The 16,736-nt window shown below is 35.0% G+C and carries 14 protein-coding genes; 2 read left to right on the top strand and 12 right to left on the bottom strand.

Annotated elements, in window-relative coordinates; translation table 11 throughout:
* Positions 1–2: 2 nt before the first annotated feature.
* The 9 genes from ACTXGU_RS15510 to ACTXGU_RS15550 form a co-directional block, all read right to left on the bottom strand.
* A complete protein-coding gene (locus ACTXGU_RS15510; protein ID WP_443482435.1) occupies positions 3–3,242 on the bottom strand; it encodes a hypothetical protein in 3,240 nt (1,079 codons plus the stop codon).
* A gap of 155 nt (positions 3,243–3,397) precedes the next feature.
* Positions 3,398–3,820 carry a TIGR03826 family flagellar region protein gene (locus tag ACTXGU_RS15515; RefSeq protein WP_443482436.1) on the bottom strand — a complete coding sequence of 141 codons (423 nt, stop codon included), beginning with the start codon at positions 3,818–3,820 and terminating at the stop codon, positions 3,398–3,400.
* Between the two features lie 27 nt (positions 3,821–3,847).
* Positions 3,848–4,534: a ComF family protein gene (locus ACTXGU_RS15520; RefSeq protein WP_443482437.1), complete on the bottom strand. Its 687-nt coding sequence runs from the start codon at positions 4,532–4,534 to the stop codon at positions 3,848–3,850.
* Between the two features lie 13 nt (positions 4,535–4,547).
* Positions 4,548–6,032 carry a DEAD/DEAH box helicase gene (locus tag ACTXGU_RS15525; RefSeq protein WP_443482438.1) on the bottom strand — a complete coding sequence of 495 codons (1,485 nt, stop codon included), beginning with the start codon at positions 6,030–6,032 and terminating at the stop codon, positions 4,548–4,550.
* 3 nt (positions 6,033–6,035) lie between these two features.
* A complete protein-coding gene (locus tag ACTXGU_RS15530) occupies positions 6,036–7,022 on the bottom strand; it encodes a nuclease-related domain-containing protein (protein ID WP_443482439.1) in 987 nt (328 codons plus the stop codon).
* A gap of 260 nt (positions 7,023–7,282) precedes the next feature.
* Positions 7,283–8,122: a DegV family protein gene (locus ACTXGU_RS15535; protein WP_443482440.1), complete on the bottom strand. Its 840-nt coding sequence runs from the start codon at positions 8,120–8,122 to the stop codon at positions 7,283–7,285.
* 103 nt (positions 8,123–8,225) lie between these two features.
* A complete protein-coding gene (gene sda / locus ACTXGU_RS15540) occupies positions 8,226–8,381 on the bottom strand; it encodes a sporulation histidine kinase inhibitor Sda (protein WP_443482441.1) in 156 nt (51 codons plus the stop codon).
* A 613-nt stretch (positions 8,382–8,994) separates the two neighbouring features.
* Positions 8,995–9,681: a response regulator gene (locus tag ACTXGU_RS15545; protein WP_443482442.1), complete on the bottom strand. Its 687-nt coding sequence runs from the start codon at positions 9,679–9,681 to the stop codon at positions 8,995–8,997.
* Positions 9,682–9,710: 29 nt separating this feature from the next.
* A complete protein-coding gene (locus ACTXGU_RS15550; protein ID WP_443482443.1) occupies positions 9,711–10,853 on the bottom strand; it encodes a sensor histidine kinase in 1,143 nt (380 codons plus the stop codon).
* A 654-nt stretch (positions 10,854–11,507) separates the two neighbouring features.
* Here ACTXGU_RS15550 and ACTXGU_RS15555 point away from each other — a divergent pair.
* On the top strand, positions 11,508–12,164 hold the full coding sequence (locus ACTXGU_RS15555) for a YigZ family protein (protein ID WP_443482458.1): 657 nt from the start codon (positions 11,508–11,510) through the stop codon (positions 12,162–12,164).
* Positions 12,165–12,356: 192 nt separating this feature from the next.
* Positions 12,357–13,424, top strand: coding sequence for an LCP family protein (locus ACTXGU_RS15560; RefSeq protein ID WP_443482444.1), 1,068 nt, complete (start codon positions 12,357–12,359; stop codon positions 13,422–13,424).
* Between the two features lie 243 nt (positions 13,425–13,667).
* Here the strand turns inward: ACTXGU_RS15560 and ACTXGU_RS15565 are convergent, their stop codons facing one another.
* The 3 genes from ACTXGU_RS15565 to ACTXGU_RS15575 all read right to left on the bottom strand — a co-directional run bounded on the left by ACTXGU_RS15565 (position 13,668) and on the right by ACTXGU_RS15575 (position 16,684).
* Positions 13,668–14,729 carry a glycosyltransferase family 4 protein gene (locus ACTXGU_RS15565; protein ID WP_443482445.1) on the bottom strand — a complete coding sequence of 354 codons (1,062 nt, stop codon included), beginning with the start codon at positions 14,727–14,729 and terminating at the stop codon, positions 13,668–13,670.
* Positions 14,730–15,042: 313 nt separating this feature from the next.
* Entirely contained in the window at positions 15,043–15,852 is an 810-nt protein-coding gene (gene tagH / locus ACTXGU_RS15570) for a teichoic acids export ABC transporter ATP-binding subunit TagH (RefSeq protein ID WP_443482446.1), read from the bottom strand.
* Positions 15,853–15,865: 13 nt separating this feature from the next.
* Complete coding sequence (locus ACTXGU_RS15575; RefSeq protein WP_443482447.1) at positions 15,866–16,684, bottom strand: ABC transporter permease; 819 nt, start codon at positions 16,682–16,684, stop codon at positions 15,866–15,868.
* Positions 16,685–16,736 lie beyond the last annotated feature (52 nt).

Genomic DNA, 16,736 nt, shown 5'->3' on the forward strand with positions numbered 1-16,736 from the left:
ACTCATATTTGTAAGTCCACTCCTTTCTCTTGTAAAATTGCATTTTTACTAGGTGTCTTTTCATTCGCTGATTCATGAGAACCTTTGACTTCGGTTGTCATTTTTGTAAATTGGATATTTTGAACATAGTAGCCAATATCCTGTAATCGATTAATGGCTATATTAGCTAGTGGTGTCATTTTTGACTGAAATCCTTCTGAATCATTTTTAACCGTAATAGACAAATTTCTGTCTGTCGCATTCAACAGAATCCCTACATCCCCTAATTTCTTTGTTTCTAGTAAGAAATAGAGACTACAGTTTTCCCAATCTACTTGCTCACCTTGTGATTTCGAATGAATAAAAACTTGAATATTTTCACTCTTTTGCCCTAACAGCATCGGTAAATTAAACACCATACTTTGAAGCTGATTGGGAGGGTCCTGCTTACTTAGCAATTGTTGTCCAGTAATATTATGTAAAGCCTGCTCTGCCTGTTTTGCTAATTGTTCATTTCCTTCATCTGAGCCATTTACTAGCTTTAGCAGCGTTGACTTTAAATTTTCTTCTTGTGTCGGAATATTGGACACTAGTGAACTTGCTAAATCACTTTCTCTATTTAAGCCAAGTGAACGTATTTTTTCATATAAATGTCTTGGTGATGGTTCCTCTCCTGCTACTCTATAATCGGAGCCAACATGTGCTGCTTGCTTTAATAAATTTTTCACTGGAGAATCCTGTTCTAAAAATTGACTTTCTTTTGAAACATAATGGAATATTTTTTGTTCCGACGGTTTATATTGAATTTTCTCCACCATATTTTTCACTTCTGACACTATCTTTGCCGCTTCACTTGTATTTCCTTTTGACAGCAGTTTTTTTGCTTCGGCTAATTGCGAGCTGGCTTGCAATAATTGCTTTTCGGTCCGCATATCTGCATATAACATCATGTCACTTTTTAAAATAGCATGATCCAATTTATTAATCGTGTTTTCTAAAATCTTCGTTGTTTGTGGAATGGATGCCTTTTTTAAATTCTCCATTAATCTTTGTGCACTATCTAAATTTCTATAAATTTCTCTTTTTATATCTCGGAACTGTTGCGTAGTTTCTGCTAATTTTTGCGAAATTTTTGTTACTAATATATCTTTAGATAATATCCCCATTGCTAGAAGTTGATTATTCCACTTTTGTTCATCTAATGCTGACTCGTTTTTTGTACTTTTCTGGATGACATCTGGATTCTCTTGCTGAATATTTTGTTCTATTTCTGAAAGCGCATCTGCTATATGATTCCTAGATGCGATTTCTCTACCTTTATTGTTTAATTGCAATGATTCATCAATTGCTTGTTCGATTTTGTTTATTTTTTCTGCATTAAAATTTTCGTTCTTTTTAAATTCAGTCTTCACTAGATTTAATGCTTGCTCAAGATTAGGTTCTGTTTGTAAATGTTTAACTGCTTGTTTTATTGTTTCTATTTGCCCTTGAGCTTGCGATATATTTTTGGGCTGTATCGGTAAAGTTTTTTCCTCTATTGGTTCACTCGAAATTCCCGGTAATGTTGGACTAATTTTTTGTTGTAATTCAGTTACTGCACTTACTATTCGTTTCTTAGCTGCCTCATTTAATTGTTCTGACTGATTCATCACTTGAGAAATTTGCTTTACTATTTCTTGATTTATATTTTTATTTGAAGCAACCGTCTCTAAAATAGCATTACGGACTTGGTCAATTGACTGCCCATCACTTACTTGATTTATTAATTGTTTTATTTGATTCGCTGTCTGACCACGTCCAACTGCTTGTTGCGTATTATGATTAACGATCTGTTCTGCGTTGCTAAGTGCCTTTTGTAGTTTATCAAAACCAGCACTTTCATTTCCCACTAGCTGTTGGATGGAAGCATCCCTTATTGCTTGTTCTACTTGTTTTAATATTTCTGTCGGCATCTTTGGATTCAACACAATCGATTCTCTTACCGTTTGGATCGCCTTTTGTAGGATTGGTTCTTGTTTCAATTGTTCCTTTACTTGTGCAAGATGATCTTGTATTTGCTTTGGTTGGTCAACAGTTTGATTCTTTCCTGTTCCTAGTGAAGAAACCTCTGTCTCTGCTTTCGTAATCGCTTGAACTAGTTTTTCTCGGCCTGCCGCTTCATTTCCTACACGCTGTTGGATGATCGCTTCACTCACTGCTTGTTCTACTTGTCGAACTACTTCCGTTGGTATCTTAGAATTTGAGAGAATCGTCTCTCTTACCGATTGAATTGCCTTTTGTAGATTTGGTTCTTGTTTTAGTTGACTAGTTACTTGCTTTAATTCATTTTGAATCTCTTTATATTGCGTTTGATCTGTATTCTCTTTAAATAAAGGTTCTATAGTGGATAGTGCATTAACTATTCTATTTTTCGCTATTCCTTGTAATTTTTCAGAATCCTTTACAGCTTGAATAACTTCTTGTATATCTTCTTTAGAAATGAAAGGATTATTTAATAACTTTCCTTTTACCGTTTCTATTACTTTGGTCGGATCTTGCTCCCTATTTATTAACGAACTCACTTCTTTGATGACATTATTTAAAATCGTTTTCTGTTGATCTATATTACTTTGCAAATCTTTGCTACCCATATCAAGTTGATAGATTGGATTGGGTTTAACATCTTGCTGTTTCACTGATTCACTTTGAAAATTAGGGTCCATTTTTCTGGCAATAGAATCTATCACATCATTTAACGGCTCTCCATTAAGCGCCTCATGAATGGAAACTAAATTTTTATTTGTGACTTCAAGATTTTTGTTAACTAATGCTCTAATCGCAACAAGCTTTGATTCAAATGTTCCTTTTTCATTTCCAAGGAAACTAGAAATTTGTGATAAGGCTTCTTTATTTACTGGATTATTTTTTCCTAAAAGAGTAATTGCTTTTTTTAGTTGTTCCGTTTTTTCTGTAGAGAGATTTAAACTTTGTATCAACTTTTCTTGATTATCACTTAAAGGACGAGCCACTGTTTCAGGTGGGGTTGATTTCACTCTTATTTCCGAGTTATTTACATCTGTTATTTGTACCGATATTCTATTTTCTGTTGGAATTTCATGATCAAACTTTACCTGAACCTCTTTTCCTTTTATTTGAAGGACCGCTTCATTATCTGATAATCTTGATTTAATCTGGGCATTATACGTTTCACCTTTAGATAACTCAATCGTTTTTTCACTCATTGATAAACTATTTGTAAAGGGGGGTTGATTGGAAACCTGCATATTAACACTCCCGTAAAGTACATTCTATATTTATATATATCGGAGAAATAAACTTGAGTTTTATTACCGATATACAAAATAGCTCTTATTGCTTATTAAAAAACAAATAAAAGTAATAAAAGAATCTTTAAATATGACTCTTTTATTACTTTCTTTTATCGATTCTTTTTATTTATTGCTCGATATGCATCATCTTTTTTCCGATTTGCTATTTCTTGTTTTCTCTCTTCTTCCACTTCCAATTTTTTTAAGTCCGTTCTTACTTCGTCTAAACAATTGGAACATAATTTCCCTTCTCTAATTTTTGCACCACACTTCGCACACGGATACCCCAAATTGGGAAATTGAGCGAGCTTTATTCTGCCTTTTTTAATAAATTTATAAATGAGTGAACGCTCAACGCCGGTTGCTTCGACTACTTCATCCATTTCTGCGGTTCTATTTTGTTTTTTGCGGATAAATTGATATACCCTTTCATAATCTGCTTCTTCTTGTTTCCAGCATTTTTGACATATATCTCTTAAATTATTTACTACATATACATCGCCGCATTTTGGGCAATTAGCCAATTCAGCCATTACCGCATTCCCCACTTTCGTCCTTTTTTACCGTGCAATCGTAAAAGAAGTGACAGATTTTGCTCCTGCCTCCTTTAAAACCTTTGCAGCCTTTCTCAACGTTGCTCCTGTAGTATATATATCGTCCACTAATACAATATTTTGAGCGATTATACTCTCTTCCGCTGTCAATTTAAATATCGGCACCGTTTCCAACCGTTCTTCTCTTGTTTTTTTCGATTGTTTCTCGCTATGTACTCTCGTAAGGATATTATGCACTTGAACATTATTTACTAGTGCTTCTGCCTGGTTAAATCCTCTTTCATACAGTCTCTCTTCACTTAGAGGGATGGGCACAATCATTTTATCTGCAAATAAGTCTTTCGGTAAAAATAATGAAAATGCTCCAGCTATTTCGTAATCTCCACGATATTTAAAACGCGCGATCACCTCTTTTAAAAAATCATTGTATAAAAACAGCGAGGTGTTTTGCTCTAATACGCCTTTCCATTTCGGATTCTGTTCCCATCTCCAGCAATCATTGCATCTTTTCTCTTTTATAAAAACATCATCTAAATCAGCAAGAGGACGGCTGCAGATGATACAGCGCTCTCCTTCAATAAAAGCTAATTTATGTTTGCAATCATCACATATATAATAAGAAGGTTCTCGTGAAAATAAATAAGTCCAATTAAAAACAGGTGTTACTTCCGTTAAACAAATCGCACAGTGCATCCTATCCGACCTTTCATAACAGCAGCCCTTTTTCTTTTGCCTCTTTATTACTTTGTAAAATTTGCTTTCTTGCCCCTACCATACTGTTCGTTTTTCCGTAATGAAAAAAGGTAATATTCCCTGTTGGGTATTCTTTTTTTCTGCCAACCCTGCCGGCAATTTGTATAAGTGCGCTTTCTGTAAAAATTTCGTTCTCTGCACCAATTACAGCAACATCGATATTAGAAAAAGTCACGCCTCTTTCCAAAATGGTGGTCGTAATCAGAAGGGATAATTCTTTATTACGCATTTTTTGCACTTTTTCTTTTCGCAATGGATCTTCTGCATGAACCGTTTCTATCTTTGTTGTTAATGGTGCGAAGACAGATTTTACGTTTTTCATATACGCAATTTTTGGGATAAAAAGAAGCACTTGTTTATTGGAATGAAGGCGTCTTTCTACCCACTCTATAACTAATTTTGGAAGTCTTCCTTTCTGTAGCTGCTTCTCCCAGTTTCCACACCATAGGAATTCTGGTACGGGAAGAGGTCGCTGATGAAATCGCGCCGGAATGGTGACATAATTTATTTTGTTTTGCTGGCATTTCTTTCTCCAACTTGCATCAGGGGTAGCGGTTAAATAAATCATGGTGGAGGTTGGTTTTCGTGCGTTGTGCACAGCGAATTGCAGGGATTGATCAACAGAATAAGGAAATGCATCCATTTCATCCAAAATCACAAGATCAAATGCTTGTTTAAAACGGAAAAGCTGGTGTGTTGTACTGATGGTCAGTGGACTGTATCGATGGCGGTCTTCGCTGCCTCCGTATACTGGAAGTACGCGAATATCAGGAAAAACTTCTTGTAATCTTGGCGCCAATTCCAACACGACATCTGTTCTTGGTGTTGCGATACAAACTCGTTTGTTTTGCTGTAAAGCTTTTTCGATTCCTTTAAAAAGTATCTCAGTTTTCCCTGCACCACATACGGCCCATACTAAGAGATCTGATTGTTCGTCTATTATCTGCTCCATTTTTGCCGATGCTACTTGTTGCCCTTTAGATAAAGTTCCTTCCCATTCAAGTTGAACGGCAGCAGTATTTTGGTCGATAGTGAGACCAGTCCAACTGATTAGCGGTGTGCACTCACTAATTCGGCCCATCATGATACAGTTTCGGCAATAGTGGCAAGTTTCGTTGCAGCGGGAACAAAGGAAGGAAGCAAACAGATGTTTTTCCGTATTGCCGCAGCGATTGCAAAGATAAGTGGATTTTTGTTTTACGATGCCTTTGTTGTAAGAACAATAACCGTTTACGTAATGGTCTTGGATTTCTTCTAAAGGAAATAAGAGTTCATCGAGAAGGAGTTGTTTTCCTTGTAGTGTGGATTGCAAAGTGGGATTGAATGAGTAGTTAGGATTGGTGGGCTGCTGCGGCGGTTTGGGGATGTCGCTGATTCTTGTAGAATTTTTTACATCCATTGTTGGCTGGAGTATATTATTGGTGGTAATGAATCGCAATTTTTACTTTCCTCCTAATAATTTATTTAACTGTTTAATCGACAAATAGTACTCATTTCCTTTTCCCTTACGACAACTTTTGGTGGTCACAGATTTTATTACCCTTGTTGCCAAGTATGCTGAACCTATTTGTAAAAATTCTCTTACTTCTTGATTCGTAATGGTTTCTCCAAATATATAATAATAATCTATTAACGTATTAATATGAGCTTTTTTACTTTTTGAATAACATTTTGGGCAGTACCAATTAGCATTTACTCTGCTCATTTGAAGAGAACCACAATTTTCACATATGACTCCTTTTTGTATGTCTTCTTTTTTAAGATTATATTTGGTTAGAATAGATGAATTTAAAGGGGTATTTTTCTTTTTTATAACTTTGATGGTATTTTTTAATTTATGTTCGTCTAGTGTAGGGGTAGAAATTGAATTAGAAATCTCCTCTATTCGAAAAGGAAGGGATTCACGATGAATAATTTTTTTGGTAAATGGTGAGTGAGGATTGCTTATTCGGATTAAGCTTGCAGGGTTGCTAATAACAACAAATCCAAAAATCGGTATAGAGATATGTGGCTTTAGCCATTGTTTCAATTGTGATTCTATTCTTTTTAATTGTGTTAGGGGATCTGCAAAAGCACTGTCCTTTCCTTCTTTCGTACGAATTAATTGATTAAATTCTGTATCAAAGTACAATTCACCAGCTATATTTTTCACTTCTAGGATAAGAAAATACCTGGTCGTAAGAATTAATACATCGATTTGAAAGTAGTTTTTCCCATCAAATAATCGTAAATCATGTAAGATATAGTACTCTTTTTCTGATAAAAAACTTAATACAAACGCTAATGATTTTTCACCATGGTATCCGGCTAATATTTTCTGTAAATCTGATTGTATGAGGGGAATTTTTTCATGCATTGGAGTTATTCTAGCTAATAGAGCTTCCGTTTTAGAAACGAGGAGAGGAATTTCGAGGTTTTTTATGATCATTAAATCACTCCTATATCATTTTCTCCTCTGATAAATTCAATAAAAGGCTTCTAAAATCCTCTTTTTAGTAAGAAGTTTTTTCTAATTTTATTGGATTTTGCAGTATTGTTGCAATTTCGGCTGTTTTTGTTGCAGTTTTTAAGGATATTGTTGCAGTTTTAGCAGTTATTATTGCGTTTTTTTCGATATAGCTACTTTTCGACAAAAAACAGCTTTTTTCTACACAAAAAAAGAACCCCCAAACAGGTTCTCTCCCCAATCTACAGCTTCTTCACCCAACCAATCCCCATTGCACCTTCGCCTAGATGTGTTCCGATTACGGCTCCAAAGTAGCTGATGGTGAAATCGATATTCGGATATACTGCCGCTAGTTCTTGTTTCCACGCTTCTGCTTCTTCTTTGCGGTTTGCGTGGATAATCACTGCTTGGTAGCTTTCTCCGTTTGTTGCTGCTGCAAATAATTCGGTCATTCTTTTTATCGCTCTTTTTTTCGTTCTAATTTTTTCAAATGGAACAATTACATTATTGGAGAAATGAAGAAGCGGCTTCATTTGGAGCAAGCTTCCAATCAATGCTTGAGCACTAGACAAGCGACCTCCGCGCTGAAGATGGCTTAAATCATCTACCATAAAATAAGCATGACCCGTTTGCTTTAACTCCTTCAATATTGGCATTATTTCGGCTGCCGACTTTCCTGATTGTGCTAGTTTTGCAGCTTCAATTGTATAAAATCCTTGAATCATACAGCTAATTTCACTATCAAAAGCATATACCGTAATTCCATCGACCATGGTTCCGGCAGAAACTGCTCCTTGATACGTACCACTAATGCCACTTGATAAATGAATACTAATTACTTCATCATAATCTACAGAAAGTTTCTCAAAAAGTTCTACAAACTTTCCAATCGGTGGTTGTGAGGTAGTTGGAAGGTTGTTTGTTTTCACCTTTTCATAAAATTCATCCGCATTTAAGTCGATCTCTTCTTCATAAATGTCATTCCCCAGCACTACGGTTAAAGGAATAATATGTATATTGTGAAGATTTCTTACTTCTTTTGGAATATATGCAGTACTATCAGTAACAATCGCTGTTTTCATGCAAATAATTACCTGCCTTATTATTTCGGTATTATATGTTCATTCTATCTAAAAGAAAGTTGGTTTGCATTATATTCGACGCAAATAATGAATAATTTATCTATCAGTAATTCGCTTCTTGTTTATTTATTACATTAATATTTCTTCTTTTTATTTCTTCCACCAAAATTCCAAGAAATTCTGGTTCTAACTTTAAAGATACAGCTAGGTGATAAGCATGTAATAATTCAGCATTTGATAGATTTTTTATTCCACTCAACGCAAACACTCCTATCCCTTATCTTTATGAATAGTTTGCCTTAAAATGATTCATATTGCAAAACTATTGAATTGTCATTTTTCACTAAAAGTTCACTTTTCCCCCCAACCTATTTGCCATTTTTTATAATAAGGCTCTGTTAAACTTGCCTGTTGATTTCCGTACCAGGCGTTCGCTTTCCGCGGGCGGTCCAGGAGCCTCCTCGGCGCTTTGCGCGTGTGGGGTCTCCCTCTGACTCGCTTTTCCCGCAGGAGTCTCACGCCTTCCACTCCCAATCAACATAGTGCCAAAATCAACAATGAGCTTTAACATAGCCTATAATAAAATATAGGTAGTGTCATCTCACTGTCGGAACATGTATATTGTATTGTATCGTTTCTTTCAAAAAATAATCATTACAGAACAAAAGCGCAAGCGCCTTGAATAGCTCTGAAGAAAAATGTTCACATGACTCAAAAAGTGCTTTTTACTTTTAGAGGCATGGGGTTATTTTTCACAAGAGCTAGGCGCTGGAGCTGGATGCGGACACAACCGCCAAGTTATCCACAATCCCATTTCGTTTATAACTTCCTGGACGACAAGAAAAAATGGCGCCCTAATAGGGACACCATTTTTATCGAACCTCTACCCAGCCATTTTTTATTGCAAAAACAACTGCTTGTGTTCGGTCATTTACATTCATTTTTTGTAAAATATTACTTACATGGTTTTTTACTGTCTTTTCACTAATAAATAAAGCTTCTCCAATTCCTCTATTGCTTTTGCCGTCTGCAAGAAGCTGCAATACTTCACACTCGCGACGTGTTAATAAATGAAGAGGCCGTCTGATTTCAACCGCTTGCACATAATGATCATTATGGCCTGACTCTTCTAATGCTAATCGACGATATTCATTTACTAAGTTATGTGTAACTTTTGGATGTAAATAGGATCCACCGTCTGCAACTACTTTCACTGCGTCAACTAATGCATCCGCATCCATTTCCTTTAACAAGTAGCCGCTAGCGCCTGTTTTTAATGCATGTGTAACATAATTTTCATCATCATGAATAGATAGAATTATTACTTTTGTATCTGGAAATTTTTCTAAAAGCAGTTTAGTAGCTTCTACCCCATTTATTGTAGGCATATTAATATCCATGATCGTTACATCTGGCTCGTATTTTTCCACAAGTTCTACTGCTTGCGTTCCATCATATCCTTCTGCCACAACATCAAAACTTGATTCAAAATCTAAAATACGTTTTACTCCTTCTCTGAACAATTGATGATCATCTATAATGACAATTTTTGTAGTCAATTGTTTCGCCTCCCTTTTTTCTCTCTTCTTTAATTTTGAACGGGAACATTTATCATCACAATCGTTCCATTTCCTGGCTTTGTATCAATCGTTAACTCGCCTTTAAGCAATTCTACTCTTTCTTTCATTCCTATTAGTCCAAAAGATTCCGGCTTTTTTTGTTCTTTATCAAAGCCTTTTCCGTCATCTTTAACCATAACAATTACTTGCTCTCTCCGTATTTCTATCTGAACAGTAATCATTTTTGCTTCTGAATGCTTTAATGCATTTTGTACGGATTCTTGAACGAGGCGAAACAATGCTACTTCATATTTGCTAGGCAGCCTTGCTTCCTTCCCAATAGTAGAAAAAGCAATATTTGTAGTTTGATGATACTCTTCAATCGTTTGCAAATATTTTTTTAATGTAGGAATTAGTCCTAAATCATCAAGAGCCATTGGACGAAGATCATATATAATTCTACGGACTTCATACAAGGCATTGCGCACCATTACTTTAAGGCTTTTTATTTCTTTAAACGCCTCTTCTTCGCCATTTTCTTTATATATTCTTTCAATTAAATCCGAACGCATCATCACATTTGCCATCATTTGTGCAGGCCCGTCATGAATCTCTCTTGAAAGCCGTTTTCTTTCTTCTTCTTGTGCCCCTATAATTTTCAACCCGAAATCCTGTTTTTGCTTCGCATCTTCTAACACTTCACCAACTTGCTTTAAATCACTGATTAAATAATTCATTACTACAGCAATTTGCGTTACAAGTTGATCTGCTCGTTCTATCGTTTCATCTAACCCAATTAATCGTCTTTCAATATCATCACGCCGGTTACGATATTGCTTCTCCAGATGACGATTCGTGTTTAAATCCATCTGCAGATTATGGGCCTTTTCATAGGCTTCTCGTACTTCTGATTCAGAATACTCTTTAAAATGTTGGCTTACTTCTGATAACCTTTTCCTAGCAAAACGAGATTGTATCTCCAGCTTGTCACCTTGGTCTATTGTCTGTAGCACCAATGCTTTTATTTCTTTCAACTCTTCTGTTAATGTTTCATAATCTTGTCGACACTGTTCGCCAATCCGAAAGATTTCTTCCTTACTAGATCCGACCGTTTCGATCATTTTTTCTAAAATAAAATCTAACGCTTTTGTGTCAAATTTCTTTATTAGCATATATAATTCCTCCAAAAGGCCGAAAACCCTTCCTGTAACTAGTCTTATTTAAGCGTGACAGTTAAAAAATATATATTAGATTCGTTCATGTTCCTATATGTTTCCCAATTCATTAAGACTTATATCCTATTTTTGTTTTTTTATTATAAGATTAATGATACCGAAAGAACTTTTTTATGGACATGTTGCGAAAGATACTTAGCAAGAAATTCTCTCAGTTAATTTTTCCACAAATATGTGGACGACAATACTACATACTCTTCTAAACGCTTTCTTTTTTGAGTTAAAAAAGAGGACTTTTTGAGCATGGAGTTTTTCTTATTATACCATGGGACACCGTTATGAATATTAAAATTTCATTACAAACACATCAATAATTGAAGTATCATCCATGTCGAATTATAATGAAATAAGGCTGTAAAGAGAAACTTATTACGAAAGCAACATTTTATTATTTTACAATACTTTTTTATTTATAGCAGGCGTTCAAAAGGAGGGCAATCAGAGCGGAGAAGGACCAATGGGCGGAAGTCACAAAGCCTGGAGCGTAAAGCATTGCACAAGGACTGAGTGATAATGCAGCGAAGAGATTTACAAGCCCGGACTTTTTGAACAACCTCTTATTCACGGTTTTACTGAAAGGAGCGATATTTGATGCTTCCTTGCTATCATACTGTACAAGGGTACGGTGAACATGAACTGATTATTCAAAAGTCACGTTTTATTGCACATATCCAAAGAGTTGAAACAGAAGAAAAAGCACAGGAATTTATTCAAGAAATTAAAAAAAAGCATAAAGATGCAACCCATAATTGCTCTGCTTATTTAATTGGTGAACATGATCAAATTCAAAAAGCAAATGATGATGGAGAGCCTAGTGGAACAGCTGGTGTACCTATGCTGGAAGTTTTAAAGAAAAAGCATTTAAAAGATACGGTTGTTGTTGTTACCCGCTACTTCGGAGGGATTAAGTTAGGCGCAGGCGGCTTAATTCGTGCGTATGGGAAAGCCACTTCTGAGGGAATAGCTGCTACCGGTGTGGTAGAAAGAAAATTAATGAGGATTATTAGCACGAGTATAGACTATACTTTCCTTGGAAAATTGGAAAATGAGTTAAGATCCTCTCCTTATCAAATAAAAGAGATTCATTATTTAGAAGCTGTAGAAATAGAAACCTTTATCGAAATAGACCATATTCAAGACTTTAAAGATTGGATAACTGATTTAACAAATGGTCAAGCCATCATCACCGAAAAAGAAGAAGTGTATTTAGAAACCTTATTAGAGGATGTTCAAAAAGGCACCAAATGATAAGCGGCGAGTCTCTTCGTTGGCTTGCTTCTAATTTGTTTCCTTTTTGAACAGGCACTATTATAATATTTTCACATTTCCATCAAAATCCACCATAAAGAAACAAATCACTAGTGTACGATAGGACTATTAGATAGTAGAATAGATATATAACGACTATCTTCGACAAAAATCTATTTAAAGGAGAAATCAATGGCTTCAAATAGAGAAATATATATAAATAAAAAGCGAAAAAGAAAGAAAAGAATCATGACATTTATTCTGCTCCCGTTATTGGTGTTGGCAGTAAGCGGTATTGGCTATGGGGCTTTTCTATATACAAAAGCAAAGTCTGTTATAAATAATTCGTATCAGCCAATTGATAGAGAGTCAAAAAGGGAAACAAAAGTAGACCCAAAAATCGACGATGTATCCATTCTGTTTGTCGGAGTGGACGATAGTAAAAAAAGATCCACCCAATCAGGAAGCACTCGCGCACGATCAGATGCATTAATGCTGGCAACATTAAATGAAAAAGAAAAATCAGTTAAATTGCTGAGTATACCTCGTGATTCTTATGTGTATATTCCGGAAAGAGGATACAGTGATAAAATCACTCATGCCCATTATTTCGGCGGTGTTAGCTCTACAATCGAAACAGTCGAAAATTTATTAGATATACCTGTTGATTATTATGTCAAAATGAATTTTGATGCATTTATGGATATTGTAGAAGCACTTGATGGGATAGAGGTCGATGTGCCTGTTACTTTTTCAGAACAGAATTCAAAAGATAAAAAAGGCGCTATTCATCTAGAAAAAGGACTTCAAACACTAAATGGGGAACAAGCGTTGGCACTTGCCAGAACTCGTAAAATTGATAATGATATTGAACGCGGAAAACGGCAGCAGCTTATTTTAAAAGCAATTATGAATAAAGCTGTATCAGCGAAAGGTATTACAAAATACTCCAGTTTAATGGAGGCTGTCGGTGACAATATGACAACCGATTTATCCTTTAGTGATATTCAATCCTTCTTGGCATATGCAACTGCTGAAAATGGTCTGCAGATTGACAGCTTAACATTGACTGGAAGCGATGGAAACATAAACGGCAAATATATTTATCAGCTTGATGAAACAGCGCTTGAAGAAACAAAGACCATACTGCAAAATCATTTAGGCATTACGAAAAATAATCTTGCAACAGAGAACAATGACACATCGACAGATACTACATCCGATGTTGCAAATGATTCTACAATAAGCGGCGACAGTTAATACCCTATAAAAGAAAAGCTTGAGGAATTCTAAACCTCAAGCTTTTTATTTTTTGGCTGTTTTCTGAAAGTTTGTTGTTTTTGAATAAAATAATAACCATGGCTGAAGCACTAAGCAGCCTGAATACCCGTAGACTCCCGCGGGATAAAAATAACAACACTCTATACGAAAAGAGACTATTTTTTAAATTCGCTCTTTTCCATAAAAAAGCAGCTATTCCTTTATTCAGAATAGCTGCTTCGATTATTTATTTTTTTCTGTTGTATATCGTAAATCATTAAAAAACTTTATTAATGGCTTATAATTTTTTCCTACTAATCCGATTTTCTCTACAAACAATTCGATAATTATGAGCATAATGACAATTAATAAAATAGCTCCCCATACTTTTGCCTGTGAGAAGATTACGGCAACAAGCCCAAAAAATGTTGCCATTGCATAAATGATAATAACCGTTTGGCGGTGGGTAAATCCGATTTTCAACAGACAATGATGAAGATGGGATTTATCTGGTGCTGATAATGGCTGTTTATTAATTAATCTGCGTATGATGGCAAAGAAAGTATCTGAAATAGGTACACCTAAAATAATAACAGGAATAACAAATGAAATTAATGTTACATTTTTAAATCCTAATAAAGACATGACAGCAATGATATAACCGAGGAACAAAGCACCCGTATCCCCCATAAAAATCTTCGCTGGATAAAAATTGAAAAATAAAAAGCCTAAAGTACTCGCTAAAGCGATAGATGAAATAGCAATAACGTAGCCATTCCCCATAATCATTGCCATGCCAGTAATGGTGAACAACGCGATGGATGAAACGCCTGCTGCCAACCCATCTAACCCATCAATTAAATTAATCGCATTCGTGATTCCAACAATCCATAATATTGTGATAGGAATATCTAAAAATCCGAATTGGAGCTGCCCGCCGAATGGAAGGTTGATAAATTCAACTTGCACTCCTCCCCATATTACGACCACCATAGCTGCGATTGTTTGTGCTCCGAATTTAATTTTAGCAGAAAGATTATATATATCATCTAACATGCCAGTAACGATAATAATCACACTTCCTATTAAAATAGGATAATGATACGCTTTATCTGGGTTAATAATTAAAGCTCCTATAACAAAACTAATATATATTGCTAAACCGCCCATACGAGGCATAATTTTTTGATGCACTTTCCTTTGTTCTGGTTTATCCATTGCTCCTAGTTTAAATGCCAATTTTTTCACTAGTGGAGTTAACAAGATGGAACCAAAAAAACATATAATAAGCATTACATAAATCATAAAGAGCCTCCTTCCTGCCCCACTATACGTACATTTCTATACATATGTCTTTTCAAACCTTATATCGGAGTTTATTATAGCACATTCCAAACAAGCTTAGTTGAAAATTTCGTTTCCTTCTTTTACATTTTTATTACAAAAAAAATATATTTTCTTCACTTCCGCTTAACCTTTAATATATAAGACGAAAGAATATAAAAAAAAGTTGCACTAATAGTATAAACAAATTTAATCTTTTTGATTTAAACTGTATTTTTAAAAAAACAACCTTATTTCTAGTCACTAGAAATAAGGTTGTTTTTATTGGTTTTAATTAACTTAATGCTGTAACCTTTTCTTCACTTTGGTCTTTTGATGCCTCTTCCCGATACCTTTTCTTTTCTGCATTCGACATTTTTTTATACTCGTCCAGAAATTTTTCATATGCAGGAATAACTTCTTTAATGCTTCCTTCCATTTTTACTTTTCCGTATTCCAACCAAATCGCTTTATCGCAAAATTGTTTCATTTGACCGATTGAGTGGCTGACGAAAAACATCGTTTTCCCTTTTGCTTTAAATTCACGCATTTTCTCAAAACATTTTTCACCAAATGCTTTATCACCAACAGATAATGCTTCATCAATAATTAAAACATCTGGATCTGTATGAACAGAAATAGAAAAGCCTAATCTTGAACGCATCCCACTGCTGTAAGATTTAACCGGCTGATCAATAAACTTGCCTAATTCAGCAAACTCGATGATCTCTGGCTCCAATCTGCGAATTTTTTCTTTGCTAAAGCCGAGCATTAAACATTTTAATTCTATATTTTCTCTTCCAGTAAGCTGATTGTTTAAACCTGCTGCAACAGCAATTAAAGATGCTTGCCCATCTATTTCAACCGTTCCTGAAGTTTCCGGTACAATCCCAGCAATGATATTGGAAAGAGTCGATTTTCCTGATCCATTAATGCCAACAAAACCAATGGTATCGCCTTTGTCCGCTTCAAAACTTACATCTCTTAAAGCATAAAACGGTTCCCCATAGCTTTTTGGCAAAAAGATATCAAATAACCGTTCTTTATTACTAGTGTATAATTTATATCTTTTTGTTAAATTTTTTACAACAACTGATTTTTTCATTCGATCACTTCCATTATAAGAAATCAATAAAGTGCTTTCTAAATCTTACATGTAAATACGAACCTACTGAAAGCATAATCAAAACAATAACCCAAAAATAAATAGTAAAGTGCCAATGCTTTACAATAAACCAGCCTTCACCTAAAAGCGCATATCGATATCCTTCCACTAAATAATAAAAAGGATTCAACCTCATAACGAATTTGAAAAGAGAATTAAAGTGTTCCAACGGCCAAAGAATAGGAGTGACATACAGTAGCACTCTCATCAGCGACTGAATCAACATTTGAAAATCTCTTACAATTGTGGCAATTGTAGAAGTAATCAAGGATAAAGAAAACAAAAAAATGATCGTTGCAAACAAAAAGTATGGAAGCTGAATATAATAGATATTAATCGGCAGCCCCATAAATTGAAAAGCAATAATCGTCACAATCATCAACAATAGCTGTGGATACAGTTTTGATAAAATGACATAAGACGGAATAGCGCTTAATGGAAAGTTCATTCTAGATACCATTTTCAGCCTTGTATAGATGGATTTCGATCCATGCGTTATCGATGGGTAAATAAAAAACCATATAAGAATACCTGCCACCATCCAGGAGAAATAATCATACGTTCCTCCTCCAGGATATTCAATCGGTTTTCTACGCTGAACAAACCCAAACACAAACCAATAAATGGCGATTTGAATGGCTGGATTGAAGACTTCCCAAAACATCCCTAAGTAGTTATTATTATTAGCACTTTTTAATTCATATAATGATAATCTCTTTATCAGATGAAAATTATCATACTGCTCTTTCAGCACTTTAAACATTGAACCCATAAATCATGTATCCTTCCCTTAGCCTTTTGTAAGCCAGTAGTCTACTTTTATT

Origin of the sequence: Niallia sp. 01092 (genome assembly GCF_052318935.1) — a bacterium.
In the GTDB taxonomy this organism is placed as follows: domain Bacteria; phylum Bacillota; class Bacilli; order Bacillales; family Cytobacillaceae; genus Niallia.

Bases quoted from the DNA above. Each gene is read 5' to 3' on its own strand.
- ACTXGU_RS15510 (WP_443482435.1), bottom strand. From the start codon at position 3,242: ATGCAGGTTTCCAATCAACCCCCCTTTACAAATAGTTTATCAATGAGT.
- ACTXGU_RS15515 (WP_443482436.1), bottom strand. From the start codon at position 3,820: ATGGCTGAATTGGCTAATTGCCCAAAATGCGGCGATGTATATGTAGTA.
- ACTXGU_RS15520 (WP_443482437.1), bottom strand. From the start codon at position 4,534: ATGCACTGTGCGATTTGTTTAACGGAAGTAACACCTGTTTTTAATTGG.
- ACTXGU_RS15530 (WP_443482439.1), bottom strand. From the start codon at position 7,022: ATGATCATAAAAAACCTCGAAATTCCTCTCCTCGTTTCTAAAACGGAA.
- ACTXGU_RS15535 (WP_443482440.1), bottom strand. From the start codon at position 8,122: ATGAAAACAGCGATTGTTACTGATAGTACTGCATATATTCCAAAAGAA.
- ACTXGU_RS15550 (WP_443482443.1), bottom strand. From the start codon at position 10,853: ATGCTAATAAAGAAATTTGACACAAAAGCGTTAGATTTTATTTTAGAA.
- ACTXGU_RS15555 (WP_443482458.1), top strand. From the start codon at position 11,508: ATGCTTCCTTGCTATCATACTGTACAAGGGTACGGTGAACATGAACTG.
- ACTXGU_RS15560 (WP_443482444.1), top strand. From the start codon at position 12,357: ATGGCTTCAAATAGAGAAATATATATAAATAAAAAGCGAAAAAGAAAG.
- ACTXGU_RS15565 (WP_443482445.1), bottom strand. From the start codon at position 14,729: ATGATTTATGTAATGCTTATTATATGTTTTTTTGGTTCCATCTTGTTA.
- tagH (WP_443482446.1), bottom strand. From the start codon at position 15,852: ATGAAAAAATCAGTTGTTGTAAAAAATTTAACAAAAAGATATAAATTA.
- ACTXGU_RS15575 (WP_443482447.1), bottom strand. From the start codon at position 16,684: ATGGGTTCAATGTTTAAAGTGCTGAAAGAGCAGTATGATAATTTTCAT.